At 68.4% G+C, this 24,265-nt stretch carries 21 protein-coding genes; 10 read left to right on the top strand and 11 right to left on the bottom strand.

Going from position 1 to position 24,265, the window contains the following annotated elements; translation table 11 throughout:
* Nucleotides 1-5 precede the first annotated feature (5 nt).
* The 3 genes from QUD34_RS09715 to QUD34_RS09705 all read right to left on the bottom strand — a co-directional run bounded on the left by QUD34_RS09715 (nt 6) and on the right by QUD34_RS09705 (nt 3,889).
* A complete protein-coding gene (locus tag QUD34_RS09715; protein WP_286353500.1) occupies nt 6-1,436 on the bottom strand; it encodes a 2-oxoacid:acceptor oxidoreductase family protein in 1,431 nt (476 codons plus the stop codon).
* Nucleotides 1,433-2,833, bottom strand: a complete 1,401-nt coding sequence (gene vorB, locus QUD34_RS09710) for a 3-methyl-2-oxobutanoate dehydrogenase subunit VorB (protein ID WP_286353499.1) — start codon at nt 2,831-2,833, stop codon at nt 1,433-1,435. Before vorB ends, QUD34_RS09715 begins: the two co-directional genes overlap by 4 nt.
* Nucleotides 2,834-3,010: 177 nt before the next feature.
* A complete protein-coding gene (locus QUD34_RS09705) occupies nt 3,011-3,889 on the bottom strand; it encodes an NAD(+)/NADH kinase (RefSeq protein WP_286353498.1) in 879 nt (292 codons plus the stop codon).
* On the opposite strand from QUD34_RS09705, the gene QUD34_RS09700 reads away from it, so the two are divergent.
* Both QUD34_RS09700 and QUD34_RS09695 read left to right on the top strand, forming a co-directional pair.
* Complete coding sequence (locus QUD34_RS09700; RefSeq protein WP_286353497.1) at nt 3,888-6,398, top strand: penicillin-binding protein 1A; 2,511 nt, start codon at nt 3,888-3,890, stop codon at nt 6,396-6,398. The genes QUD34_RS09705 and QUD34_RS09700 overlap by 2 nt on opposite strands.
* Nucleotides 6,399-6,489: 91 nt before the next feature.
* Nucleotides 6,490-7,815: a hypothetical protein gene (locus QUD34_RS09695; RefSeq protein WP_286353496.1), complete on the top strand. Its 1,326-nt coding sequence runs from the start codon at nt 6,490-6,492 to the stop codon at nt 7,813-7,815.
* Between the two features lie 30 nt (nt 7,816-7,845).
* Here the strand turns inward: QUD34_RS09695 and QUD34_RS09690 are convergent, their stop codons facing one another.
* Nucleotides 7,846-9,471, bottom strand: coding sequence for a DEAD/DEAH box helicase (locus QUD34_RS09690; RefSeq protein ID WP_286353495.1), 1,626 nt, complete (start codon nt 9,469-9,471; stop codon nt 7,846-7,848).
* Nucleotides 9,472-9,627: 156 nt separating this feature from the next.
* On the opposite strand from QUD34_RS09690, the gene QUD34_RS09685 reads away from it, so the two are divergent.
* From QUD34_RS09685 to dusB, 5 genes are all read left to right on the top strand, one after another.
* Entirely contained in the window at nt 9,628-10,686 is a 1,059-nt protein-coding gene (locus tag QUD34_RS09685) for an acyl-CoA thioesterase (protein WP_286353494.1), read from the top strand.
* A 9-nt stretch (nt 10,687-10,695) separates the two neighbouring features.
* Nucleotides 10,696-11,169, top strand: a complete 474-nt coding sequence (locus QUD34_RS09680; protein WP_286353493.1) for a SixA phosphatase family protein — start codon at nt 10,696-10,698, stop codon at nt 11,167-11,169.
* Nucleotides 11,169-12,002: an alpha/beta fold hydrolase gene (locus QUD34_RS09675; RefSeq protein WP_286353492.1), complete on the top strand. Its 834-nt coding sequence runs from the start codon at nt 11,169-11,171 to the stop codon at nt 12,000-12,002. Before QUD34_RS09680 ends, QUD34_RS09675 begins: the two co-directional genes overlap by 1 nt.
* Nucleotides 12,003-12,098: 96 nt before the next feature.
* Complete coding sequence (gene rho, locus QUD34_RS09670; protein WP_286355992.1) at nt 12,099-13,361, top strand: transcription termination factor Rho; 1,263 nt, start codon at nt 12,099-12,101, stop codon at nt 13,359-13,361.
* 162 nt (nt 13,362-13,523) lie between these two features.
* A complete protein-coding gene (dusB, locus tag QUD34_RS09665) occupies nt 13,524-14,504 on the top strand; it encodes a tRNA dihydrouridine synthase DusB (protein ID WP_286353491.1) in 981 nt (326 codons plus the stop codon).
* Here the strand turns inward: dusB and QUD34_RS09660 are convergent.
* The 7 genes from QUD34_RS09660 to QUD34_RS09630 all read right to left on the bottom strand — a co-directional run bounded on the left by QUD34_RS09660 (nt 14,501) and on the right by QUD34_RS09630 (nt 20,664).
* Complete coding sequence (locus QUD34_RS09660) at nt 14,501-15,973, bottom strand: helicase HerA-like domain-containing protein (protein ID WP_286353490.1); 1,473 nt, start codon at nt 15,971-15,973, stop codon at nt 14,501-14,503. The two genes, dusB and QUD34_RS09660, sit on opposite strands and share 4 nt — an antisense overlap.
* 37 nt (nt 15,974-16,010) lie before the next feature.
* A complete protein-coding gene (locus QUD34_RS09655; RefSeq protein ID WP_286353489.1) occupies nt 16,011-17,000 on the bottom strand; it encodes a cation diffusion facilitator family transporter in 990 nt (329 codons plus the stop codon).
* 25 nt (nt 17,001-17,025) lie between these two features.
* Nucleotides 17,026-18,213: a hypothetical protein gene (locus QUD34_RS09650; RefSeq protein WP_286353488.1), complete on the bottom strand. Its 1,188-nt coding sequence runs from the start codon at nt 18,211-18,213 to the stop codon at nt 17,026-17,028.
* Nucleotides 18,210-19,037, bottom strand: coding sequence for a bifunctional hydroxymethylpyrimidine kinase/phosphomethylpyrimidine kinase (locus QUD34_RS09645; protein ID WP_286353487.1), 828 nt, complete (start codon nt 19,035-19,037; stop codon nt 18,210-18,212). The genes QUD34_RS09650 and QUD34_RS09645 overlap by 4 nt, the downstream gene beginning before the upstream one ends.
* 38 nt (nt 19,038-19,075) lie before the next feature.
* Complete coding sequence (locus tag QUD34_RS09640; protein WP_286353486.1) at nt 19,076-19,381, bottom strand: FliM/FliN family flagellar motor switch protein; 306 nt, start codon at nt 19,379-19,381, stop codon at nt 19,076-19,078.
* A gap of 72 nt (nt 19,382-19,453) precedes the next feature.
* Nucleotides 19,454-20,095, bottom strand: a complete 642-nt coding sequence (locus QUD34_RS09635; RefSeq protein ID WP_286353485.1) for a flagellar basal body-associated FliL family protein — start codon at nt 20,093-20,095, stop codon at nt 19,454-19,456.
* Between the two features lie 272 nt (nt 20,096-20,367).
* A complete protein-coding gene (locus QUD34_RS09630; RefSeq protein WP_243285920.1) occupies nt 20,368-20,664 on the bottom strand; it encodes an HU family DNA-binding protein in 297 nt (98 codons plus the stop codon).
* 350 nt (nt 20,665-21,014) lie between these two features.
* Here QUD34_RS09630 and truA point away from each other — a divergent pair, with 350 nt between their 5' ends.
* From truA to ahpF, 3 genes are all read left to right on the top strand, one after another.
* Entirely contained in the window at nt 21,015-21,806 is a 792-nt protein-coding gene (gene truA / locus QUD34_RS09625; RefSeq protein WP_286353484.1) for a tRNA pseudouridine(38-40) synthase TruA, read from the top strand.
* Between the two features lie 205 nt (nt 21,807-22,011).
* Nucleotides 22,012-22,575: an alkyl hydroperoxide reductase subunit C gene (gene ahpC, locus QUD34_RS09620; RefSeq protein ID WP_286355991.1), complete on the top strand. Its 564-nt coding sequence runs from the start codon at nt 22,012-22,014 to the stop codon at nt 22,573-22,575.
* 127 nt (nt 22,576-22,702) lie between these two features.
* A complete protein-coding gene (ahpF, locus tag QUD34_RS09615; RefSeq protein WP_286353483.1) occupies nt 22,703-24,265 on the top strand; it encodes an alkyl hydroperoxide reductase subunit F in 1,563 nt (520 codons plus the stop codon).

Here is a 24,265-nt window from a genome sequence, read left to right as displayed (position 1 = left end):
CCGAGCTACTTGTCGAGGGCTTCCACCGACTTGATGCCCCAGGCGAAAGCTTCTTCGTTGAGGGGGATCAGGGCGCACTTGTCCTTCAGGGCCACGCGGATGGCGGTGAGGAGGGTGTCCTTGGGGAAGATGCCCGTGGCGGCTTGCAGGGCGCCCAGGGCCACGATGTTCTTCACCACGGCCTTGCCCAGATCGGTGGCGATGCCCGTGAAGGGCACGGGGAAGACCTTGATGCTGGGATCCAGCACGGGGGCCTCCGTGACCACGGAGCTGTCGTAGATCACGAAGCCGCCCTTGCGGACCGTGGGGCCGAACTTGACGAGGCTGGGCGTGTTGAAGGCGATGAGCACCTGGGGATCGGGGGAGCCCGGGTTCAGCACCTCGTCCTTGGCCACATGCACATCGGCGTAGGATGTGCCGCCGCGGCTTTCGGGGCCGTAGCTGGGGATGTGGGTGGCGTCGAAGCCCTCGCTGATGGCGGCGCGGGCGATGAGCATGGCTGCGGTCTGGGCGCCGTCGCCACCGGATCCCGCCAGCTTCAGCGAGATGTCCTGGGCGTCGAGGTGGGTGGGGAAGCCCTGGCAGAAGCGATCGGAGTGCTCGGAGGTGGCGCCGGCCAGGCTGAGGAGCTTCTCGCCCTTGAAGCAGGGCGGGTTGCGCTTGAACCAGGGCTCGACGGTGATGTCCTTCTTCACGCCGAGGGGATAGACGGGCTCCATGCACTCCTTGACCCACTTGGCGGTGGCCTCGGGGTCCATCTTCAGGTGGGTGGGGCACTCGGCCAGCACCTCGATGAAGGAGTAGCCGCGGCCCTCCACCTGGAGCTTGATGGCCTTCTGGATGGCCTTCTTGGCCTTGATGCGCTGCTTGGCGTCGAAGAGCGCGACGCGCTCCACATACACGGGGCCGTCGAGGCCCGCGATGATCTCGGCCATCTTCATGGGCTGGCCGTTGTACTCGTTGCGGCCCGCGGGGCTGGTGGAGCTGGACTGGCCCATCAGGGTGGTCGGGGCCATCTGGCCACCGGTCATGCCGTAGATGGCGTTGTTGATGAAGATGACGGTGATGGGGGCGCCGAGCTGGGCGGTGGCGATGGTCTCGGCCAGGCCGATGGAGGCCAGGTCGCCGTCACCCTGGTAGCTGATGACCACGCTCTCGGGGTTGGCGAACTTGTGGCCGAGGGCGACCACGGGGGCGCGGCCGTGGGCGGCCTGGCTGTTGCCCACATCGAAGTAGTAGTAGAGGAACACGGAGCAGCCCACGGGGCTGATGGCCACCGTGCGGTCCTGGATGCCGAGCTCGTCGATGGCCTCGGCCAGGTACTTGTGGGCCAGCCCGTGGCCGCAGCCGGGGCAGTAGTGGGTGGCGTGGCCCTTCAGGCCCTCGCCGTGGGAGTGGCGCTCGAACTTGTCGTAGAAGACGCTGGCCTTGCTCATGCGAGCACCTCCTTCTGACCCAGGACCCGGGTCATGATCTCGCTCTGCTGGGGCAGGATGCCGCCCATGCGGCGGACCGATTCGATCTCGGGGAACTGACGGACGCCGGCCTTGCTGAGGGCGAGGCGCACCTCATCCTCCAGCTGCCCGGCGCTGGCCTCGACCACCACGATGCGCTGGGTGCCGTGGATGGCCTTCTTCAGCTCTTCCACGGGGAAGGGCCAGAGGGTGATGGGCCGGAAGAGGCCGGCCTTGACGCCCTGGTTGCGCAGGTCCTGCACGGCGCCCTTGGCCGTGCGGGCCGGCGTGTTGCAGGCGATGAGGACCACTTCGGCGTCGTCGCACAGGAAGGATTCGGAGCGCGCCTCGACCTTCATGGCCTCGTACTTCGCATTGAGGTGCACATTGTGCGCCTCGAGATCGGTCTCCGTGAGGAAGATCGAGGTGATGACATTCTTGCGGTGCATGGCATCGCCGTAGACCGCCCACTTGGGAATGCCGGGCTTGATCATGGTCTCGGGCAGCTGCACCTTGCCCGTCATCTGGCCCAGGTAGCCGTCGCCCAGCAGGATCACGGGGTTGCGGTACTTGAAGCTCAGCTCGAAGGCCAGGATGGTGAGGTCGAGCATCTCCTGGGGCGTGGCAGGGGCCAGGGTAATGGCGTGGGTGTTGCCGTGGCCCAGGCCGTGGCAGGCCAGCTTGATGTCGGACTGCTCGGGAGCGATGTTGCCCAGGCCCGGCCCGCCGCGCATGACATCCACGAAGACGCCCGGCAGTTCGGCGCCGATCATGTAGGAGACGCCTTCCAGCATCAGGCTGAAGCCCGGCGAGGAGGTGAAGGTCATGGTGGGCAGCCCCGCGCCGGCGGTGCCGTACATCATGTTCACCGTGGCCACTTCGCTGACGGCCTGGATGAAGGTGCCGTCGAGCTTGGGCAGGAACTTGGCCATCAGCTCGGCGCCCTCGGTGGAGGGGGTGATGGGGTAGCCGTAGACATGGCGGCAACCGGCCAGCAGGGCGCCCAGGGCCGACGCGTAGGTGCCCTTGATGACCAGGGGCTCCGTGCGGGGCAGGGGCAGGACTTCGGAAGGCAGATCGATGGGCTCGGGCGCATCGCTGGGCTTCACACCGAAGAGCTTGGCCGGATCCTCGAGTTCGAAGTCCTGGATCTCGCCCTCATGGGCGGGGCGCAGGCCGTAGGGCTCGGGGCAGGCGTCCATGCACAGACCGCAGGCGTTGCAGTTGGCCAGGTCCAGCTCCACGGGCACCAGGCCCGTCAGGGGGTTGATCTGGTCGCTGAGCGTGATGCAGTCCTTGGCGCAGGCGTCGAGGCACCGGCCGCAGCCCTTGCAATACTCCGGCAGCAGAAAGGGTTTGGGTCGTTCTTTGAGAGCCATGGAAACTCCATGCAGGGACGCAGGTCCTACTTGGGGGAAGTGTCAGGCCCGCCCCATGTGCGCGTGGTCACAAGCGGGCTGGATCGCAGACCACCGCCGACCAAAAGGTCGGGAATGGGCCCCGGGGTGGGCGGTCTGTGGGGGGCAGACCGCAGGCTTGGAGCCGGGAGGCTGACCCTACCGGTCTCCCCAGTGCAGCTTCTGCTGGAGCAGGGCGAAGAAATCGAGGCCGGGCTGCTGGAGCAGCGTGATCCTGGCCTCGGCCTGGCGCAGGCGCACCTGGTCGCCGGGCAGCAGTTTGAGGCCCACCTGGCCATCCAGGGTGAGGTGGGCGTCCTCGGCCTCTTCGAGGGTGATCGAGATGGGGCGGTCGGCGGGCACCACCGAGGGACGCAGGGTCAGGGTGTGCGGGCAGATGGGGGCGATGACGAAGGCCTCGAGGCTGGGATGGAGGATGGGGCCGCCGGCGGACAGGGCGTAGGCCGTGGAGCCCGTGGGCGTGGCCACGATGAGCCCGTCGGCCTTGATGGGGCCGGCGTCCTGCGCGCCCACCCGCAGGTGCATGTCCATGATGCGGGCGAGGGCGCCCTTGGCCACGACGGCGTCGTTCAGAACGGTGTGGCGCGCCAACAGTTCGTCCCCCCGCCACAGCTCGGCTTCCAGCATGGGCCGCACATCGGGCAGGAGCGAGCCGGCGAGGAAGGCCTCGACAGCCGCGCGCGCGCCCTCGACGGGGTGGGCCGTGAGGAAGCCCAGGGAACCCAGGTTGATGCCCAGGATCGGGGTGCCCCGCAGGCCCACGCGGCGGGCCGCATGGAGCAGCGTGCCATCGCCACCCAGCACGAGGCAGAGGGCCGCGGGCGGCTGGGAGGCGCCCAGCTCCTCATCGAGGGTGAGCCGCGCCGGGTCCAGCCCCGCCATGGCCCAGGGTTCGGCCAGGGCCCGCTCGCCGGTCACGGTCCAGCCCCGCTCCAGGAAGGGGGGCAGCGCTTCGCGCAGGGTGGACCCCAGGTGCGGGGATTTGACCTTGGCCACGAGGATCAGTCGCTGGGGCATGGCATCACTCTACCGCTATCCTTGGGGCATGGCTTCCGCGTCGGCGACCTCCTCCATCCTCTCCCGCCACTGGCTGCGCCGGGCCCTCGTGGCCACGGCCGCCGTCATCGCCGTGGGCGCTGCGGCCTTCGCTGTGTCCTGGTCCGTGCTGTCCCGCGATGCCGACAGCTTCCTCACGCTGTTCGCCCTGCGGGTGCCCAAGACCATCACCAAGGTGCTGGATCAGAACGGCAATGTCATCGGCATCTTCGCCGAGGAGCACCGCGTGGTGATCCCCTACGGGGACATCCCCAAGGCCTTCGTCAACGCCGTGGTGGCCACGGAGGATGCCGACTTCTGGGGGCACAGCGGCGTCTCGGGGCGGGGCATCGCCCGCGCCGGTTGGAACTTCGTCGCCAGTTTCGGCCGCCGCCGCGAGGGCGGCTCCACCCTCACCATGCAGCTCATCCGCACCGTGACGGCCAAGCGGCAGAAGCGCCTGGACCGCAAGCTCAAGGAGATCATCCTCGCCCGCAAGCTGGAGAAGGCTTACTCCAAGAAGCAGATCATGGAGATGTACGCCAACGAGGTGTGGTTCGGCGGCACCCGGTACGGCATCGAAGTGGCCGCGCAGTTCTACTTCGGGAAGAGCGCCCCGCAGCTGAATGTGGAGGAGTGCATCCTCCTGGCCGGCATCATCAACAACCCCGCCTACTACAACCCCTACTCCAACGACCCGGCGATCCGCCGGCTGGTGCGGAGCCGGCGGGACCATGTGGTCATCCGCATGGCCAAGGAAGGCTACCTGAAACCCCAGGAGGCGAGCCTGCTCCTGGAGCGGCCCATCCGCCTCGCCCGGGAGAACGCCCACGAGGAGGCCGTGGCTCCCTACGCGGTGGAAGAGGTCCGCAAGTATCTCTACGAGAAATACGGCCGCGAGCAGGTGCTGAACGGCGGTCTGGAGGTCACCACCACGCTGGACAGCTTCTGGCAGGAATCGGCCAATGATGCGGTGCGGGCCGGCGTCAAGGCCGTGGACCGCCGCCGAGGCTTCCGCAAGGAGGGGGTGCAGTTCGTCACGGACCCCGAGACCACCCAGCTGAACGGCTGGAAGCGCTACCTCGAGCCGGGCGACGGCGTCCGAGGCGTCATCCTCGGCTGGAAGGGCGGCAAGGCGCAGGTGCGCATCGGCAAGGCCACCCTCGAAGTACCCGACACCGCCTTCGCCTGGGCCGGCAAGGATCTCCAGAAGCTGCTGCCCCGGGGCGCCGCGCCGCTCTTCACGGTGAAGACCGCGGAGGATGGCACGCCGAAGACGCTGGAACTGGATCAGGACCCCTCGGTGGAGGGCTCTCTCCTGGCGGTGGATCCCAAGACCGGCGAGATCCGCGCCATGGTGGGCGGCTACGACTTCAACCGCTCCAAGTTCAACCGCACCACCCAGGCCCTGCGGCAGGTGGGTTCCACCATGAAGGCCTTCGTGTACGGCGCCGCCTTCACGGCCGGAAAGACACCCGCCACCATGGTCCAGGATGTGCCCACGCGGTTCCTCGACACCGTGGATTTCCTCACGGTCACGAATCCGGACGGCACCTCGGAATTCAAGCCCCTGCGTTCCAATGTGAAGCCCTACGAGCCCAAGAACTACGAGCGCGATTTCTGGGGGCCCATCCCCATCTGGGAAGCCCTGCGCGATTCGCGCAATGTGCCGGCGGTCCGCACGCTGGATGATGTCGGCGTCCTGAATGTCATCGATTTCGCGCGGAAGTGCGGCATCACCGGCACCATCCCGCCCTATCCCAGCATGGCCCTCGGGTCGGCCGACCTCACCCTGAAGGAGATGGTGCGCGGTTACGCCACCATCGCCAACGGCGGACTGCAGTCGCCTGCGCCCTTCCTGATCAAGAAGGTGGTGGACCGCAACGGCCGCGTGCTGGAGAGCCACGGCGGCAGCGCCACGGAGCAGGTGTTGGATCCGCAGAGCACCTTCCAGCTCATCCAGTGCCTCCAGGGCGTGGCCACCAGCGGCACCGGCGCCCGCAGCAACGAGGTGGGCTGGCCCGTGGCGGGCAAGACCGGCACCACCGACGACCACACCGACGGCTGGTTCATCGGCTTCTCCACCCGCGTGGTGTGCGGCGTGTGGGTGGGTCTGGACGAGAAGAAGACCATCTTCCGCGGGGCCGACGGCGCCAAGGTGGCCCTGCCCATCTGGATCGACTTCATGAAGGCGGCCCTCCCCACCACTCCGCGGGAGGAATTCCAGGCTCCGGAGGGCATGGAATGGGCCGATGTGGACCGCTATACCGGCCTCTTGGCGACCTCCGCCACCTCCGACCGGGTGCTGCACCTGGCCTTCAAGCCCGGCACGGCGCCCCGGTCCGGCAGTGACGCCGAGGCCATCCAGAAGGTGCGGGAGGCCCGTGACAAGGCCAACGGCCAGCCGGTGGAGGTTCGCATCTGGGGCCGCCCCAAGCCCGTGGAGGAACCCAAGCCCGTGGACCTGGGCGCCAGCGATCCGAACGCCTAGCCCCTCGTCCAGGCCTAATTTCCCATGCCCCCGCCACCTTGTGACGGGGACTACGGCTTAGGTTTGCGATGCTGAAGGGCTGGAGCGCACTGTGTCCCTGGCCCGAGCCCTGTCCATTCTCTGCCTCAGCGCCGGCCCGTTGCTGGCCCAGGAACCGCCCTCCAGGCTGGAGTTCGGGTTCCAGGAGCGGGTGCGCTCGGAATCCTGGGACAACCTGACCGACCACCGGACGGCCACGCCGGATGAGCGGATCCAGTACCGCTTCCGGACGAGGCTCTGGGCGCTGGTGCCCGTCGGCCGGGACTTCACCTTCGCGGCGGGGCTGGTGAACGAGAACCGGAAGCTGGTCCGACCGGATCAGGCGGTCCATGGCCGCGAAGTGGCCTTCGAGACCTTCTACCTGGACTGGCACCCGGGATCGGCCTGGTCGCTGCGGGCGGGGCGTCAGACCCTCATGCGTGGGGATGGGTTCGTGCTCTGGGATGGCGGGGCCCTGGACGGGAGTCGCGCGGCGTATGTCAATGCGCTGGACCTCGCCTGGACCTCGGGAGACCTGAAGGTCGAGCTGCTCGCCATCTCGGATCCGTTCAAGGACCGCTACCTGCCGCGCCTGAACGAATCTGGGAACCCGAAGGAACGGCAGCTGCTGAACGAGCGGGACGAGGCCGCCCTCGGGGTCTACGCGACCTGGCGGAAGGCGGGCCGGGACCTCCAGGCCTACGCCTTCCACAAGACCGAGCGCCGCGATGTCCGCGCCTCGGCGGATCCCCTCTTCACCCCGGATCGCCGGGTCGAGACGCTGGGGGCACGGCTATCCGAACCCCTGGCCCGGGGCCTGACGGTGACCGCCGAAGGGGCGCTCCAATCCGGGCGACAGGAAGGCCACCCCGGCACCTCGGAGCCATCTTCCACCATTCGTGCCTGGGGGGCGCAGGCGAAGGTCACGCGCGCCTTCGAGCATTCCCTGCGCCCCGAGGTGACCCTCGGCTGGGTGGGGCTTTCCGGGGACGATCCCGCCACGCCCGCCCGCGAGGGTTGGGACCCGCTCTTCAGTCGCTGGCCGAAGTGGAGCGAACTCTATGTCTATAGCCAGGTGCCGGAGGCGGGCGTGGCCAGCTGGTCGAACCTGCGGATGTGGGAGGCCACGGTGCAGGCCTGGCCCCACGCTCGCCTGGGGTTGCGGGCCAGCGCCTTCTGGCTCCGGGCCTTTGAGCCCGCCACGGCCAGGGGAGCCGTCTTCGCGCCGGGCCTGGGTCGGGGGCGGCTCCTCGAAGCGCGGGTGGATCTCACGCTGACGGACCGCTGGCAGGGCCACCTGCTCTGGGAGCGTCTGGATCCGGGCACTTTCTACGCGGGCCGGGACGCCGGGCGCTTCTTCCGGGTGGAGGCGGTCTATACGCTGACTCGGCGCCGCTGAGCGGCGCCGGGTCGAGTCGCTGGGGTCAGCTCAGCCCTTCTTCTTCCAGGTCTTCGCGGGGGCCGTCTTCCAGGGGCGCGGCGCGTCCTTGGCGGCGGGGCGGTCCTCCCAGGTCTTGCGCGGGCCCGAGGGGGCGTCAGCCTTCGGCTTCACATAGGGACGGGGCTTGTCCTCGAAGTCGCGGCGGGGTTTGAAGCTGCCGTCGGGACGGGTCTTGGAGAAGGTGGAATCGGGGCGGGCGCCGTCGCCGTAAGGGGCGCGTTCGGTCCCGCGCGCCGCCGCGCGTTCGGCATAGGTTCGCTGGGGGCGGGGGCCGCCCTCCTTGCGCTCGCGGGGTGAGTCGAAGCGGGGCTTGGCCTTGCGCTCGGGCTCATTGGGCAGGTCGAAACCGGCGGACTGTTCGGACTGGACCAGGCCCAGCAGGCCCGCCACCAGGCGAACGGGATCGGCATCCTTCAGTAGTTGGGCGGCCTGGCTGAGCAGGGCCGCGCTGGCGGCGCCCTGGATGCCCTCCAGGAGCTTGGCGGTCTGGGCCTCGCGGATCTCCGCGGGCGTGGGCACGGCGCGCCAGTCGAGCTTGAGGCCGCCCCGGCGGCCCCAGGCCAGCAGGATGCGGCTCTCCTTCCAGCCCACCAGGGCCAGGCTGGTGCCCTTGGCACCGGCGCGGCCCGTGCGGCCGCTGCGGTGGATGTAGTTCTCGAGCTGGGTGGGGATGCCCACATGCACCACCAGGGGGAGGCCCTCGATGTCCAGACCGCGGGCCGCGACATCCGTGGCCACCAGGTAGCGCAGCTTGCCGTCCTTGAATTGCCCCAGGATGCGGGTGCGGGTGGCCTGGGCCAGGTCGCCGTGCAGGAAGGCCGCGGGCAGGCCCGAGACCGTCAGCTCCTCGGCGACTTCCTCGGTCTGGGCCTTGGTCTTGGTGAAGATCAGCGCGGAGCTGGGCTGATCGCGGAGCAGCAGGTTCACGAGCGCCCGCACTTGCTGGTGATCGGGCACCAGCACGGGCGTGTGGGCGATGTCGGCGTGGACGGCGGACTCGCCCGCCTCGGCCAGCTGGATCTGCACGGGATCCTTGAGGAACCGCTTGGCCAGCTTGGCGATGGGGACGGGCAGGGTGGCTGAGAACAGGTAGGTCTGCGGGCCGGCGGGCACCTTGGCGAGGATGGTCTCCACATCCTCGAGGAAGCCCATGTTCAGCATCTCGTCGCACTCGTCGAGGACGATCATGCTCACGCGGCTCAGGTCGAGGGTGCCGCGGTCCAGGTGGTCCTTCACCCGGCCCGGCGTGCCCACGACCACGGGCGAACCCATCTGCAGGGCCCGGAGCTGGGGCGGGTAGGCCACGCCGCCGACGAGGTTGGCGATGGGCAGCTTGGGCACGAGGGTGTGCAGCTCGGCGCCCACCTGCTGGGCCAGCTCGCGCGTGGGGGCGAGGATGAGGGCCTGGGTGTGGCGCTCGTCCGACAGGCGCTGCAGCAGGGGCAGGCCGAAAGCCAGGGTCTTGCCGGACCCGGTGCGGCTCTGCACCAGCAGGTCGCGGCCTTCGAGGCCCGGCTTGATGGTCTGGGCCTGGACGGGCATGGGGGTCTCGAAACCGCGCTTGGCCAGGGCGGCCAACAGGGCTTCGCTGCAGCCGAGGGCCGCAAAAGTCATCTCACTCACTGGTATCTCCCGGGGCTATCCCTGCGAGTGTGCCGAGGTGGCAGTCTCTATTGGCGAACAGCGCCAGCCGGGAGGGGCCCAAACAATTAGTGTCGCACGAAATCCCTTGAAAACCCAGGAGAAATCCCGGATCGGGCATACTGATTCATGGCCCTCCCCGACGATCGCGTCCTCACGCTTCCCCTCGGTTCCGATCCCTCCCTCCGGCGGCGCTTCATGCTGCTCGATGAGGACCTCCCGGCCAATGTGCGCTTCGGCCTGATCCTGGAGGTCCTCGACAAGCTGGCGGAGGAATGCGCCCTCGACTATGTGCGCCGCGCCCATCCCCAGGCCCGGGTGGTGACGGCCGCCATCGACAACATCTATGTGCGCAGTGCCGCGGATGTGAACCGCGACCTGGTGTTCCGGGCCCGGGTCAATTTCGTGGGACGCACCAGCCTGGAGGTGGGCATCCGCGTCGAACACGCCGCCGGCCCGGATGGCAGTCCACCGGCGCACATCGCCTCCTGCTATTTCACGATGGTGGCCCGGAGCACCACGGGCGCGGGCGCCGAGAGCCTCATCCTGCCCGCCTTCGAATCGAGCGATGCCTTGGCCGTGCGGCGCTGGGAGCGGGCCATCGCCCGGCGTGAGGGCTACCGCCAGCAGCTGCACCAGGCCCAGGAACCGCCGAGCCGGGAGGAGTATTCCCTGCTGATGGCCCTGCATGCGGCCCAGGACAAGCCCGGGTTCCAGGGCCTGATGGCGGGCGATTGCGTGACCAGCGGGTGGGAGCGCACCTATCCCGAGCACGAGAATGTGCCCACCAAGATATTCGGCGGACACCTGATCCGGCAGGCCTACGAGCAGTCGGCCATCTGCGCGGAGCAGGTGGCCCCCCACCGCCCGGTGATCGTGGCCGTGAACCGCATCAATTTCGTGCAGCCCGTGCGCATGGGCGACAAACTGCAGTTCCTGAGCCGGGCCGTCTACTCGGGAAGCACCAGCGTCTGCGTGGAGACCGACATCATCCGGGTGAGCCGGGACCGGACCCAGACGAATCTCTCCAACAGCTGTATCTTCACCTTCGCGAATGTGGACGACGAGCTGCGACCCCAGCCGGTGCCGCCGATCTATCCCACCACCTACGCCGAAGACGCCCGCTATCTCGCGGCCCATCGCCGGCACGCCACTCGGTTGGCCTGGAAGGCGTCGCGGAAGCGGTAAGATCGCGGGATGGCCACACTCCTGCTCATCCGTCATGGCATCGCCGAGGATCCGCGCCCCGGCCAGCGCGATGCGGACCGCGCCCTGACCGAGGAGGGCTGGCGGAAGACCCGCGCGGCCATGCGGGGCCTGGCCGCCTTCGGCCACGCGCCCACCCGAGGCTTCAGCAGCCCCTACCGCCGCGCCATGGAGACCATGGCCTGCCTCCAGGAGGCCACCGGGGGCTTCCCCATGGAGACTTCCCTCGGGCTGGTGCCGGACGGCCGCCCGGCCCAGGCGGACCTCTGGCTGCGCGGGCTCGCGGCCGAAGCCCCGGAAGGCGTGCTGGCCCTGGTCAGCCACCAGCCCTTTCTGGGCGAGCTGATCTTCCACCTCACGGGCCGGGGTCTCGAGGTGAAGAAGGCCAGCTGCACAGTGATCCGCTGGGAGGCCGGCGCCTGGCGGTTCGAGCGCCAGTACCAGCCCGCGGAGCTGAGGGGCTGATGCGGGCCCAGCCCACCTTCGCCACGCTGGCTTCAGGCCTGAAGCTCCACTACCGCGTTCAGGGGAATCCGGAGGGGCCCTGGGTGGTGCTGCTCAACGGCCTGTTGTCGGACACCACCATGTGGGCCGGGGTGCTGCCGGGGCTGGCGGACCGCTACCGCATCCTGACCTTCGACAGCCGGGGGCAGGGGAAGTCCGACGCCCCGCTGGAGGGCCCCTATCCCACGGCCCTGTTGGCCCAGGAGGCCTGGGAGCTGTTCGGAACCCTGAGGGTGGAACGGCCCTGGCTGCTGGGCCTGTCGAACGGCAGCGCCATGAGCCTGGAGCTGCTCACCGCGCACCCGGAGGCCTTCGCGGGAGCCGTCCTCACCAGCGCCATGTGCCGCTTCGACTTCGCCATGAGCCTCAAGGCCGAGCATTGGGCCCGCTGCCTGGAGGTCGGCGGCCCCCTGATGCAGTTCGACGCCGTGGCGCCTTTCCTGTGGGGCGACGGCTTCCTGGAGGCCCGGCACGGCGTCCTCCGGGCCTACCACCAGGTGGTGACGGGCGGCGACAAGCCCCTGCACGGCAACCTCCACCAGATCCGGGGGACCCAGGGATGGGACATCCGGGAGCGGCTGGGGGCCATCCAGGCACCGGTGCTGCTGCTCTGCGGGGCCGAGGACCTGCTGACGCCGCCCTGGAAGTGCCTCGAGACGGCCCGGCACATTCCGGGCAGCCGATTCGAGGTGGTGCCGGACATCGGACACGCCTACCCTGTAGAGAATCCCAAAAAATACACGGCCAGGATTCGGCGTTTCCTGGATAAAGACGATGCCGGGTTTGGCCGATAGGAGAATCTGGCCTACCATACCTTCTTCCCCGAGCCACTCCTGACTCGCCTGCCCCCGAGGTGACCTATGGCCACCCCTTCTCAGTCTCCGACCGTTCTGAGCTTGCAAGAGCTCAAGGAACTCTCCATCGGCAAGCTTGCCGAACTGGGGAAAGAGCTGGACATCGACAGCCCGCTCTCCATGCGCAAGCAGGAGCTGGTGTTCCGGGTACTGCAGGCCCAGGCCGAGCGCGAGGGCCAGTTCTTCGCCGAGGGCGTGCTGGAGGTGCTGCCCGAGGGCTTCGGCTTCCTCCGCAGCCCTGACGCGAACTATCTCGCCGGGCCCGAGGACATCTACATCTCCCCCAGCCAGATCCGGAAGTTCAACCTCCGCACGGGCGACACCCTGTCCGGCATGATCCGCGCCCCCAAGGAAGGCGAGAAGTTCTTCGCCATGCTGCGGGTGGATGCGGTGAACTTCGATCCCCCGATGACGGCGAAGGATCGCCTCCACTTCGACGATCTGGTGCCCCTCTACCCCAAGCATCACCTGCGCATGGAGCGGGACGCCCAGGAGTTGAGCACCCGCGTCATGGACCTGATGACGCCCCTCGGCAAGGGCCAGCGCGCCCTGATCGTGGCGCCGCCCCGCACGGGCAAGACGGTGCTGCTGCAGAACATCGCCAATTCCATCACCGCCAACCACCCCGAGGTCTTCCTCATCGTCCTGCTCATCGACGAGCGGCCCGAGGAAGTCACCGACATGGAGCGCAGCGTCAAGGGCGAGGTGGTCTCCAGCACCTTCGACGAGCCGGCCACCCGCCATGTCCAGGTGGCCGAGATGGTCATCGAAAAGGCCAAGCGCCTGGTGGAGCACAAGAAGGATGTGGTGATCCTGCTGGACTCCATCACCCGCCTGGCCCGCGCCTACAACACTGTGGTGCCGCCCAGCGGCAAGGTGCTTTCAGGCGGCGTGGACAGCAACGCGCTCCAGCGGCCCAAGCGGTTCTTCGGGGCCGCGCGCAACATCGAGGGCGGCGGCTCGCTCACCATCGTGGCCACGGCCCTCATCGAGACCGGCAGCCGCATGGACGATGTGATCTTCGAGGAGTTCAAGGGCACGGGCAACAGCGAGATCGTGCTGGATCGCAAGCTCAGCGACAAGCGCATCTTCCCCGCCATGGACATCCAGAAGTCCGGCACCCGCAAGGAAGATCTGCTCATCGAGCCCGCCAAGCTGGCCAAGATCTGGGTGCTCCGCAAGGTCCTCAGCGCCAGCGGCCCCAGCGAAAGCATGGAACTGCTGGTGGACCGGCTGGGCAAGAGCAAGACCAACGACGAGTTCCTGGCGAATCTCCAAGAGCCGCCCCCGCGGCGGTAGTGCCGGAAAGCCGATTACCACTGAGGGCGCAGAGGACGCGGGGAAGAACCTCAACCGCATTTCTATGTGCCCTCTGCGGTTAGCACCTCTGTGTTTCCAAAATCCAGGGACGGGACAAGGGGCGCATCGGGTTAAACTGGAAGGTCATCTGAAAGCATTCCCTTGACCTTTCCCCACTCCCCCTTCCAGATCCGCGATGTCCAGGTGCCGAACCGCCTGGTCATGGCGCCGCTGCACGAGATCACGGACCAGCCCTTCCGCAAGTTCATCCGGGAGATCGGCGGCGTGGGGCTCGTGGTGTCGGAGATGATCAGCAGCGAGGCGCTGATCCGGCATGCGGTGAAGGCGGAGAAGATGATGGCGGCCACGGGCGAGCGGCCGCTGTCCATGCAGATCTCCGGTGGACGCCCCGAGGCCCTGGCGGAGGGCGCGGCGCTCTGCGAAGCCGCCGGTGCCGACCTGGTGGATCTGAACATGGGCTGCCCGGCCAGCAATGTCACCAAGGGGGGCGCGGGTTCGGCGCTGCTGCGGGACATCCGCCTGGCGGAGCGCTGCGTCACGGGCATGGTGAAGGCCGTGAAGATCCCCGTGACGGTGAAGATGCGCGCGGGCTGGGACGCCTCGCAGAAGGACCGTGGCGAGTTCCTGGATTTCCTGCGGATGTTCGAGGCTGCGGGCGTGCAGGCCCTGGCCATCCACCCCCGCACCCGGGCCCAGCAGTACGAGGGGCACGCGGACTGGAGCATCATCGCCCGGGCCGTGGAGGCGGGCACCTCGTACCCCATCATCGGCAACGGCGATGTGAATGCCGCCGCGGACGCTTACCGCATGGTGGCGGAGACCGGCTGCGCCGCCGTGATGATCGGCCGGGGGGCCCTCTACAATCCCTTCCTCTTCCGGCAGATCCTGGATCCGGAATTCGTGGTCACCACCGAGATGCGCATCGACGCCACCCTGCGCCTCTTCCAGATCCTGCTGGACCTGCTGGAACCCCGCGAAGCCCTGCACAAGATCAAGAAGATCGGCGCCTGGTTCACCAAGGGCGTGCCCGGCGGCCACGGCTTCCGCCAGAACCTGCATGCCGCCAGCGATGCCCAGGCCCTCATGGCCGCCATCGATGCGCTGAGGCACCAGGCGGCCTAGCGCCGCCGTCCGCCGCCACCGAAGATAGAGCCCATGACGCCGCGGATGATCTGGCGGCCGATGGAGCTGCCGGCGGCACGGATGACGCTCTTGCCGAAGGCCTCGATCATGCTGTCGGAACGGCGGGCGGGCTCTTTGTTGGCCTTGGCCTCCACCTTCGCCTGGGCCTCGACGGCCTCCTGCTGCATGGCCTCTTCCGCGCGGACCTTCAGCTTCTCGAAGGCGCTCTCCCGGTCGATGGCCTGCTCGTAGTGGCCGGCGAGCACCGAGGTCTGGATGATCTGCTTCCGCTCTTCCGGCGTGATGGGCGAGAGCTGGCTTTCGGGCGGGCAGACGAAGGCGCGCGCCACGATCCCGGGGCGGCCCTTCTCGTCCAGGAAGGAGACCAGCGCCTCGCCCACGGCCAGCTCGGTGATGGCCGTGGCCACATCGAGCTCGGGGTTGGCGCGGAAGGTCTCGGCGGCGGCCTTCACGGCCTTCTGGTCCCGGGGCGTGAAGGCGCGGAGGGCGTGCTGCACGCGGTTGCCCAGCTGACCCAGCACCTTCTCGGGGATGTCGAGGGGGTTCTGGCTCACGAAGTAGACGCCCACGCCCTTGGAACGCACCAGGCGCACCACCTGCTCAATCTTGTCCAGCAGCGCGTCCGGCGCGTCATTGAAGAGCAGGTGGGCCTCGTCGAAGAAGAAGGCGAGCTTGGGCTTCTCGGGGTCGCCCACCTCGGGCAGGCGTTCGAACAACTCGGACAGCAGCCAGAGCAGGAAGGTGGCGTAGAGCTTCGGCGCGTTGATGAGCTTGTCCGCCGCCAGGATGTTGATGACGCCGCGGCCCTTGGCATCGGTCTGCATGAGGTCGTCCAGGTCCAGGGCGGGCTCGCCGAAGAAGGCCTCGGCTCCCTGGCTCTCCAGCTCCAGCAGGCCGCGCTGGATGGCGCCGATGCTGGCGGCGGAGACATTGCCGTACTGGGTCTTGAACTCGGCGGCATGGTCGCCCACGAACTGCAGCATGCTGCGCAGATCCTTGAGGTCCAGCAGCAGCAGGCCGTTGTCGTCGGCGATCTTGAAGACCATGTTGAGCACGCCGCCCTGGGTGTCGTTGAGGTTCAGCAGCCGCGAGAAGAGCAGGGGGCCCATGTCGCTGATGGTGGTGCGCACGGGGTGGCCCTGCTGGCCGTAGAGGTCCCAGAAGGCGACGGGGTAGCCTCGGTACTCGAACCCTTCGAGCTTCAGCTGCTCCACGCGCTCGGCCACCTTCGGGTTGTCTCCGCCGGGCTTGCAGAGGCCGGGCAGGTCGCCTTTCACATCCGCCAGGAAGACCGGCACGCCGATGGCGGAGAACCGCTCGGCCATGGTGCGCAGCGTCACGGTCTTGCCCGTGCCGGTGGCGCCGGCCACGAGTCCGTGGCGGTTGGCCATGCGGGGCAGCAGGACGAGGTCGGAGGCGGCTTTGGCGATCAGCAGCGGCTGGGGCATGGAAACCTCGGAGGCGGGAAGGTTCTGGATGGAGAGATCAGGCCGGTCCGGCGGCGGTCGCTTCTTCGAGGACGAAGGCGGCGTCGGCGGTCTTGGGGGCCATCCGGATGGTGCATCCCTCTGCGGGGCAGCGCTCGCAGTAGAGGCGTCCGCAGGGATCCACATGGGTGTGGACCTCGCCTTCGACGCCTCCTTCCTCGAGGGACTTCCTCGCGAAGGCCTCGCAGAGGTCGTGGGCCTGGCGTACGGGATAGAACTCAGGCACGACGATGTGCACATCCACATGGGTGAACCGGCCGGAACGGAAGGTGCGCATCTCGTGGACGGCGATGATGTCCCAGGTGCGCACCCGGTTCATGGCCGCCAGCACCTTTCCGAGCACATCGGGATCCTCCATGTCGAGCAGGGCCTGGGAGGATTCCTTCACCAGGCGGAAGCCCGTGCGGGCCAATAGCAGGCCCACGAGCATGGCCATGGCGGGGTCCAGCCACTTGAGGCCCGTGAGCTTCACGGCCAGCAGGCCCGTGGCGATGCCCACGGTGGTCCAGAAGTCGGAAAGGATGTGGTGGCCATCGGCTTCCAGGGCCTTGGACCGGGTCTTCCGTCCCTGGCGCAGCAGGAACCATCCCAGCAGGCCGTTGATGCCGCCGGCCACCAGGTTGACGGTGAGGCCGAGGCCCAGGTCCTTGAGCTCCACGCCGTAGAAGAAGCCCTTGGCGGCCTCGAACATGATGAGCACCGCCGCCAACGAGATGAGGCCGCCCTCGAAGGCGGCGCTGAAATGCTCGATCTTGCCGTGGCCGTAAGGGTGATCCTTGTCGGCGGGCTTGCCCGCGAAGATCACGGCCCCCAGGGCGAACACGGCCGCCACCACATTCACGACGCTCTCGATGGCATCGGACTTCAGGGCCACGGAGCCGGACAGCAGGAAGGACAGATACTTCAGGCCGAGGACGCAGATCCCCGCCCCGATGGACAGGAGGGCGATGCGGACCCGGGATCGCTGTTCGAGGTGTTCGGCGGACATGGCGGCTCCGGTGGCCCTCAGGGTATCAGCCGAGGTCTTCGAAGAGCCCGCGCTGGACGCCATTGCCGGGATCCGCCGGGAAGGGGAAGGCGGCGGGCACGGCCCAGGGACGGTCGGGATCGAAGGGGGCCGGTGGCGGCAGGTCCGGGGGCAGCCAGCGCAGGGCCGGCGGCGGCTGGATCTGGGCCAGGAGGGCCTGGGCCCCGGCCTCGGGCGGGACGGCAGGCACCCGCAGCAGGATGGTGGGCGCGTGGTCGAGCGTGTCGGACCAGGCCGCGGGTTGGAGGGCGCGGGCCTCCAGCGGGGCGGGATCCCGCGGATCCGCGGCCAGCCCGGGCGTGAAGGCGCCGGGTGCGGGGGGAAGCGGCAGGCTGGCTCGCCAGGGCAGGCCTTCCCGGAGGGCCTGCCGGCCGAGGAGGGCGGCCATCCGGGGATCGCTGCCGGCACCGAGGTGGATGGGCGTGCGCAGGCGCTCCTGGAGCAGGGCCTTGAGGGCCCGGAGCTGGCCGAAGGCGGCGGCCCAGGTGCCGCCCGCCCGCTGGAATTCCACCCCGCCGGTCAGGGCGACGCGCCAGCCGGCGGCTCGGCGCGAGAAGGGGAGGTCCACCCAGGCGCCCACCGACAGCCGCTGGGCCAGGCCCCGCTCAGCCGAACCCTGGGCTTCGGACATGGCGGCCACCAGGGCTTCGCCCGAGGCCAGCGTGGAGAGGGCCCCCAGCGGCAGGGTCACCTCCCCCCAGAGCCATCCCGGCGGCACTTCGTCCCCCGGGGCGGGCGTTCCGAGATCCGGCAGATGCCAGGCCGGCGTAGGCCGGGGCGCCCAACCGAGAACCCCGTGCCGCCAGGCCTCGCCGATCGGTCCCTCGGGCATCCCGGGGGCGTGTACCCAGGCGCGGAAGGCGCCCCCGGGGAGCTGGGCCGCCGTGTCGGGCCCCACATGCAGGCTGAGGCCGGGTACGGCGGAGATGGCCTCCCACCAGCCCTGGCGGGACTCGGCGGGGAGGGCCTCCATCCAGGCCGGGGGGTGGTCCCACACCAGGCCGAAGCCCCCGGGAAGGAGCGAGGCCAGGTGCATGAGGCGGGCCAGGGCCCGGCCCGGGGCCGCATGGACCGAGGCCAGACCTTCTTCCAGGAAGCGGGAGCCGGCCCAGCCGGCCCAGGGGCCGTCGGTGGCAGCGCGCAGCAGGAAACCCCGGCCCTCCGTCTCCGTCACCGGGCCTCCGCGGCAAGGGGGGCGAACATCGGCCGCCCGACGCCCCCGGGGGCGAAGGCCCGGTTCCAGCGGTCGCGCAGGCGGCGGGCGGCCCCCTGCGCGGCCTCAAGGTCCGTCAGGCCCCTGAGCCGGAGGCCCAGCCAGGTGGCCGACAGGAGGCAGCCCGTGCCGCGGCGCTCGCCGGGGAGCCGGGGTGCTGATTCCAGAAGCCGGGTGCCCTCGGTCGTGAGCCACAGATCCTGGACCTGGTCGCCGGCGGCATGGCCGCCCTTGAGCCACACGGCGGCGGCTCCGGCCTCCAGCCAGGGCGCGGCCAACACTTCGGGCGCGGCGCTGTGGATGGCCTCCGGCGGGAGTCCGGCGAAGGCGGCGGCCTCACCGCGGTTGGGGCTCACCACCCAGCCACCCATGGGCAGCAGGTCCCCGGCCATCCGGCGCAGGTCCCCCCCGTCGTGGAGGCCCACGCCGGCGCTGGGCGCGAGGATGGGGTCCCAGATGCGGACCGGCGGCGCCAGGTGGCGAAGGGTGGCGCAGAGGCGGCGGAAGTCCTGGGCCTCCAGCGCGCAGAGGCTGAGCTTCAGGCCCCAACGGCCGGCCAGGTGCGGGGCCAGGGTCTCGACGCGCTGGACCGGATCCAGGCCGGGAGCTTCGATGCGGGTGCAGGCCAGGCCGTTCTGGAGGGTCTCGGCGAGGCTCACGGCCATGGGCTGGCAGCCCAGTTCCGCCAGGGCCAGGGCATCGCGCAGCAGGCCTGCGCCGGCGGACGGATCCATGCCGCCCAGGCAGAGGGCGACCGGCGGGGTGCTGGGGCGGGTGTCATCCATGGCGAAGTCCCAGGATGACACAGGATGGCCGCCGTCCCTTAAACCCGGCGGTCGGGATCCACGATCTCGGTGACCCGCAGGCCGAGGGTGTCTTCCAGCACCGTGACCTCGCCGCGGATGATGACGCGCTCCTTGCAGAGGACATCCATGGGTTCGCCGGCGCTCTTCTTGAGCTCCACCAGGGAGCCCGGCTCCAGGTCCAGCAGTTCGCGGATGGTCATGCGCGCCTGGCCCAGCTGGATCTCCAGCGAGAGAGGGGTCTCGATGAAGGGCATGACCTCCGCCACCACCTGCTCAAAGCTGAGCACGCGGTCGACCTCGAGCCGATCTCCCCGCTTGATCATGTCCCTCCCGATGGTCCTGTCAAAGCATGGACCCGCGTTCCCGGCGCCGCAACGGGCATGCCAGGTCCCCGGCTACTGCTGGATGGCCCAGTCCACGATGAGCACGCTCTTGATGGGCCGCTTCGGCTTCTTGTGCTTGGGATCTTCCTTCTCGCCGGGTTTGGGGGGATGGGGCTTGAACTGCTCGTTGAGCTTGTCCTTCATCTCCTGGCGCAGGGCCTCGCGGGACTCGGCGTCCGAAGCCTCCTCCACGCTCTTGCCGGAGAGGGCACCCAGGATGATCGACTGGATGAGGCTCTTCTCGGGGGAGGGCTTGTCGCCGGAGACGAGCTTGCCCAGCTCGGCATCGCAGAAGAGGATGTTCAGCTCGCAACGGAGGAAGGCATTCCTCCGGGGGCCGGTGAGGTTCACGGTGCGGGTCAGCACCATCACGGGCGAAGCTTCGGCGCCCCCGTGCCCGCCGCCCTCCTTCCCGTCGCCGCTGCCCTCGCAGTCGTCCGGATTCGCCTCGGCGGAGCCCGGCTCTCCCGGAGCCGCTTCGGCCTGGGTGGCGGCCTGGGCTGCGGCAGCCTCGGCCGCCTCCTTCGCCGCCCGCCGCTTCTTCAGATACCACAGGGTGCCCGCCCCACCCCCACCGAGGACCGCCAGCGCGACCACGATGAGGATGATCAGCTTCAAGGGGCTCTTCTTGGGGGCGACCTCTTCGTCGGACATGGAAACCTCTGGCAACACCCCCTCTCATCGGAAGGGTGGGCGGGGGGCCTGAATTGCGGACAGGTGCCGGTTCCCTGTGGGAATTCGGGTCCATAGCAAGGTAATACGGGATTTAGAGGAGCAGAATTCTCGGAGAGTGAAAGCTGGTGCCCATCACCTGCTCCGGGGATCTTCGATTCATAATGCATCAAAAAAGATCTTTGACATGAATCGGGGCCCGCCGAAATGGGCCCCGAAGATCCTGGAAACCGGCCGAAACCGGCTCGCCGATCCTACTTGCGCTTCTTGCCGCCCTTGCCGTTGACTTCGTCAGCCAGCTTCTTGCCGGGCTTGAACTTGGCAACCTTCTTGGCAGCGATCTTGATGGGCTTGTTGTCGCGGGGATTGCGACCGGTGCGGGCACCACGGTTGGCGACGGAGAAAGTGCCGAAGCCCACGAGGGTGACCTTGTCGCCGGAGCGCAGGGCGCTGGCGATGCCACCAAGCACCTGATCCAGGGCGGCAGCGGCCTGGGCCTTGGTGATGCCGGCCTTGTCGGCGACAGCGCTGACCAGTTCAGCCTTGTTCATGGAAACCTCCGAATTTGGGGAATTGCATCCCCAGGTTGAGGGAAACGAAATCGCCCCCAGGTGGAGACGACCGTGCTTGCTGAGTTTTGAAATATCAAAGGCCCGTAGAAGCCGATGAATACTGTATTTCCTAAACTGCCAAGAAGCTACGCCGCAGATGCAGCATGGTCAAGGCTTTTCTTCGAAAAAAAACGGGAGATCGGCACTCCTGGGAGGTCTAGATGAGCATGGAACATCTGAATGGGCGAAAATGCTCGGCTGTAAGTCTCATGGATCGCGCAGATCACCGTAGAACGGGCACCCTGGGGAGCGCCTATCCGCGAAAGGCCCGCCACGGCCTATGATGGGGCATGGCGTACCCCTTCTTCCTGACCGTGGCCTATGCGGGCGCGGGTTTCCATGGCTGGCAGATCCAGACGAGCCTGCGGAGCGGCCAGGGGGACCTGTGGAAGGCCCTCCGGGCCCTGGATCCCGAGGCCCCCATGCCCCAGGGCACGGGGCGCACAGATGCGGGCGTCCATGCGCGGGCCCAGGGCGTGCTGGTCCACACGGTCCGTGCCTGGGATCCCTACCGCCTGCTCGCGGCTCTGAACGCGCACCTCCCCCGGGACATCCGGGTGATGGCCGCGAAGCCGGCGCCGGAGGCCTTCTTCCCCCGCCAGCACGCGGTGGCCAAGCGCTATGTCTACCGGCTGGGCCTGGGACCCGTGGAGGATCCCCTGCTGGCCCCCTTCCGGTGGCATGTCCGCCAGGCCGCGCCGCTGGACCTGCAGGCCATGGCGGAGTCCGTGCCTCCGCTGCTGGGCACCCATGATTTCTCGAGCTTCCGCTGCGTGGAGTGCGTGGCGAAAACGCCGGTGCGGACCCTCCACGACCTCCGCCTCGCACCCATGGAGGGTGGCGTGGAGCTCATCTTCGAAGGCAGCAGCTTCCTCATGCACCAGGTCCGTATCATGACGGGCACCCTGGTGGAGGTGGGCCGGGGACGCCGGCGCCCGGATTCGCTGGGGGCGCTGCTCGCCGCTCGGGACCGCACCCGGGCGGGCCTCACGGCGCCTCCGGGTGGGCTCTGCCTCGAAAAGGTCTGGTACGAAGCCCGGTGGGGGATGGGGGAGCCGAGCCCCTGGGGTGAACGGGTCTGATTCGAATCCCGGCTCCTCATTCTGGGCGGGACCGGCCCTTCTCGACATATCGGGAATGGCGCTCTCGGCATGCCGGGAATCGGCGAACGCCAAGCGCGGCATCAATAAAATAAATATTCATAATAATTGATTTATACGCTTGGCACGAGCTTGGCTCTTTCCGAGAACCGCCGCTTGCGGTTCCTCAGGAGAAAGCCCGATGACGATGTCCTTGATCAACACCGAGATCAAACCCTTTTCGGCCACGGCCTTCCAGAACGGTCAATTCATTCCCGTCAGCGAGGCCGACCTGAAGGGCAAGTGGTCCGTGTTCTTCTTCTATCCCGCCGACTTCACCTTCGTCTGCCCCACCGAGCTGGGCGACCTGGCCGACCACTACGCCGAATTCCAGAAGCTGGGCGTGGAAGTCTACGGCGTGTCCACCGACACCCACTTCACCCACAAGGCCTGGCACGACACCTCGGAAACCATCGGCAAGATCAAGTACCCGCTGGTGGGCGACCCGACCCAGGCGATCTCGCGGAACTTCGGCGTGCTCATCGAAGAGGCCGGCCTGGCCGAGCGCGGCACCTTCGTGATCGATCCGGCAGGCAGGATCCAGATCATTGAGATCAATGCCGGCGGCGTGGGCCGCAACGCCGAAGAGCTGCTCCGCAAGATCAAGGCCGCCCAGTATGTCGCCAGCCACCCTGGCGAGGTCTGCCCGGCGAAGTGGCAGGAAGGCGAGGCCACTCTGGCTCCCTCGCTGGATCTCGTCGGCAAGATCTGACGGGCCCCAGGCACCCTGACGGCCCACAGCGCAGAGGATCCCGGGGCCCAGGCTCCGGGATCCTCTGCCGGGCAGGAGGGACGCCTGACCCGGGCGTTCCGGCAGCACCTTCCTTTGGAGGACGACGATGCTCACGGCAGACATCAAGGCCCAGTTGAAGACCTACCTTGAAAAACTCGTCCGGCCGATCGAGCTGGTCGCCTCGCTCGATGACGGCACCAGGTCCGCCGAGATGCTCGTCTTGCTCCAGGAGGTCGCGGCACTCTCCGACAAGGTGGGCCTCCGCACGGACGGGCTCCACCCCCGCCGGCCCTCGTTCGGCATCAGCCGGGTGGGCGAGGTTCCGCGCGTGCATTTCTCGGGCCTTCCCATGGGCCACGAGTTCACTTCGCTGGTGCTGGCGCTCCTGCAGGTCAGTGGTCATCCCCCCAAACTGGAAGCGGAGGTCGTCGAGCAGATCCGTGGCCTGGAGGGCCGATTTCGTTTCGAGACCTTCGTTTCGCTGTCCTGTCACAACTGCCCGGAGGTGGTACAGGCTCTCAATGCGATGGCCGCGCTCCATCCGGACTTTGAAGCGGAGATGATCGACGGGGCGCTCTTCCAGGCTGAAGTCGATGCCCGCCAGATCATGGGCGTGCCGGCGATCTTCCTGAATGGGGAGGCCTTCGGCCAGGGGCGCACCAGCGCGGAGGAGATCCTGGCTCGGCTGGACGCGAGCGCCGCAGAGCGGGAAGCGGAAAAGCTCAGCCGGAAGGAGGCCTTCGAGGTGCTGGTGGTCGGCGGCGGCCCGGCAGGCTCAGCCGCCGCGATCTACGCCGCCCGCAAGGGCATCCGCACGGGCGTGGTGGCCGAGCGCTTCGGCGGGCAGGTGTTGGACACGCTGGGCATCGAGAACTTCATTTCAGTGAAGGGGACCGAGGGGCCCAAGCTGGCGCTGGCCCTCGAGCAGCATGTCCGCGAGTACGAGGTCGACATCATCCATCTGCAGCGGGCCGAGGCCTTGATTCCGGCCGGGATCGACGGCCTCATCGGAGTGCGCCTGGCGAGCGGGGCGGTCCTCAAGAGCCGGGCCGTGATTCTCGCCACCGGCGCCCGGTGGCGGGAGATGAAGGTGCCGGGCGAGCAGGAGTACCGCACCAAGGGGGTGGCCTATTGTCCCCACTGCGACGGCCCGCTGTTCAAGGGCAAGCGCGTGGCCGTGATCGGCGGCGGGAACTCCGGCGTGGAGGCCGCCATCGACCTGGCCGGCATCACGGCCCATGTCACGCTGATCGAATTCGACCGGGACCTCCGGGCCGATGCCGTCCTGCAGAAGAAGCTCTACAGTCTGCCGAATGTGGCCGTGGTGACCTCGGCGCAGACCACCGAAGTCCTGGGCGACGGGCGGAAGGTCGTCGGCCTCGCCTACCGGGACCGGACCAGCGGCGAATCCCATGTGCTCGACCTGGAGGGCATCTTCGTCCAGATCGGCCTGCTGCCCAACACCGACTGGCTCAAGGGCACGGTGGACCTCTCGCCGCGCGGCGAGATCGAGGTCGATTCGCGGGGTCAGACCTCGGTGCCCGGCGTCTTCGCCGCCGGCGACGCGACCACGGTGCCCTTCAAGCAGATCATCATCGCGATGGGCGAGGGTGCCAAGGCCAGCCTGGGCGCCTTCGACCACCTGATCCGGACTTCCGTGCCGGCCTAG

Origin of the sequence: Geothrix oryzae, assembly GCF_030295385.1 — a bacterium.
Lineage (GTDB): Bacteria > Acidobacteriota > Holophagae > Holophagales > Holophagaceae > Geothrix > Geothrix oryzae.
Note: the sequence above shows the minus strand (reverse complement) of the source record. Positions and strands in the feature narration are given on the sequence as shown.

What these genes read in the sequence shown, in the direction of transcription:
- QUD34_RS09655 (WP_286353489.1), bottom strand. Translation starts at nt 17,000, where the DNA reads ATGTCCGCCGAACACCTCGAACAGCGATCCCGGGTCCGCATCGCCCTC.
- QUD34_RS09675 (WP_286353492.1), top strand. Translation starts at nt 11,169, where the DNA reads ATGCGGGCCCAGCCCACCTTCGCCACGCTGGCTTCAGGCCTGAAGCTC.
- QUD34_RS09645 (WP_286353487.1), bottom strand. Translation starts at nt 19,037, where the DNA reads ATGGATGACACCCGCCCCAGCACCCCGCCGGTCGCCCTCTGCCTGGGC.
- QUD34_RS09700 (WP_286353497.1), top strand. Translation starts at nt 3,888, where the DNA reads ATGGCATCACTCTACCGCTATCCTTGGGGCATGGCTTCCGCGTCGGCG.
- QUD34_RS09685 (WP_286353494.1), top strand. Translation starts at nt 9,628, where the DNA reads ATGGCCCTCCCCGACGATCGCGTCCTCACGCTTCCCCTCGGTTCCGAT.
- QUD34_RS09715 (WP_286353500.1), bottom strand. Translation starts at nt 1,436, where the DNA reads ATGAGCAAGGCCAGCGTCTTCTACGACAAGTTCGAGCGCCACTCCCAC.
- ahpC (WP_286355991.1), top strand. Translation starts at nt 22,012, where the DNA reads ATGTCCTTGATCAACACCGAGATCAAACCCTTTTCGGCCACGGCCTTC.
- truA (WP_286353484.1), top strand. Translation starts at nt 21,015, where the DNA reads ATGGCGTACCCCTTCTTCCTGACCGTGGCCTATGCGGGCGCGGGTTTC.
- ahpF (WP_286353483.1), top strand. Translation starts at nt 22,703, where the DNA reads ATGCTCACGGCAGACATCAAGGCCCAGTTGAAGACCTACCTTGAAAAA.
- QUD34_RS09705 (WP_286353498.1), bottom strand. Translation starts at nt 3,889, where the DNA reads ATGCCCCAGCGACTGATCCTCGTGGCCAAGGTCAAATCCCCGCACCTG.
- QUD34_RS09690 (WP_286353495.1), bottom strand. Translation starts at nt 9,471, where the DNA reads ATGACTTTTGCGGCCCTCGGCTGCAGCGAAGCCCTGTTGGCCGCCCTG.
- QUD34_RS09640 (WP_286353486.1), bottom strand. Translation starts at nt 19,381, where the DNA reads ATGATCAAGCGGGGAGATCGGCTCGAGGTCGACCGCGTGCTCAGCTTT.
- QUD34_RS09660 (WP_286353490.1), bottom strand. Translation starts at nt 15,973, where the DNA reads ATGCCCCAGCCGCTGCTGATCGCCAAAGCCGCCTCCGACCTCGTCCTG.
- QUD34_RS09680 (WP_286353493.1), top strand. Translation starts at nt 10,696, where the DNA reads ATGGCCACACTCCTGCTCATCCGTCATGGCATCGCCGAGGATCCGCGC.
- vorB (WP_286353499.1), bottom strand. Translation starts at nt 2,833, where the DNA reads ATGGCTCTCAAAGAACGACCCAAACCCTTTCTGCTGCCGGAGTATTGC.
- QUD34_RS09630 (WP_243285920.1), bottom strand. Translation starts at nt 20,664, where the DNA reads ATGAACAAGGCTGAACTGGTCAGCGCTGTCGCCGACAAGGCCGGCATC.
- QUD34_RS09635 (WP_286353485.1), bottom strand. Translation starts at nt 20,095, where the DNA reads ATGTCCGACGAAGAGGTCGCCCCCAAGAAGAGCCCCTTGAAGCTGATC.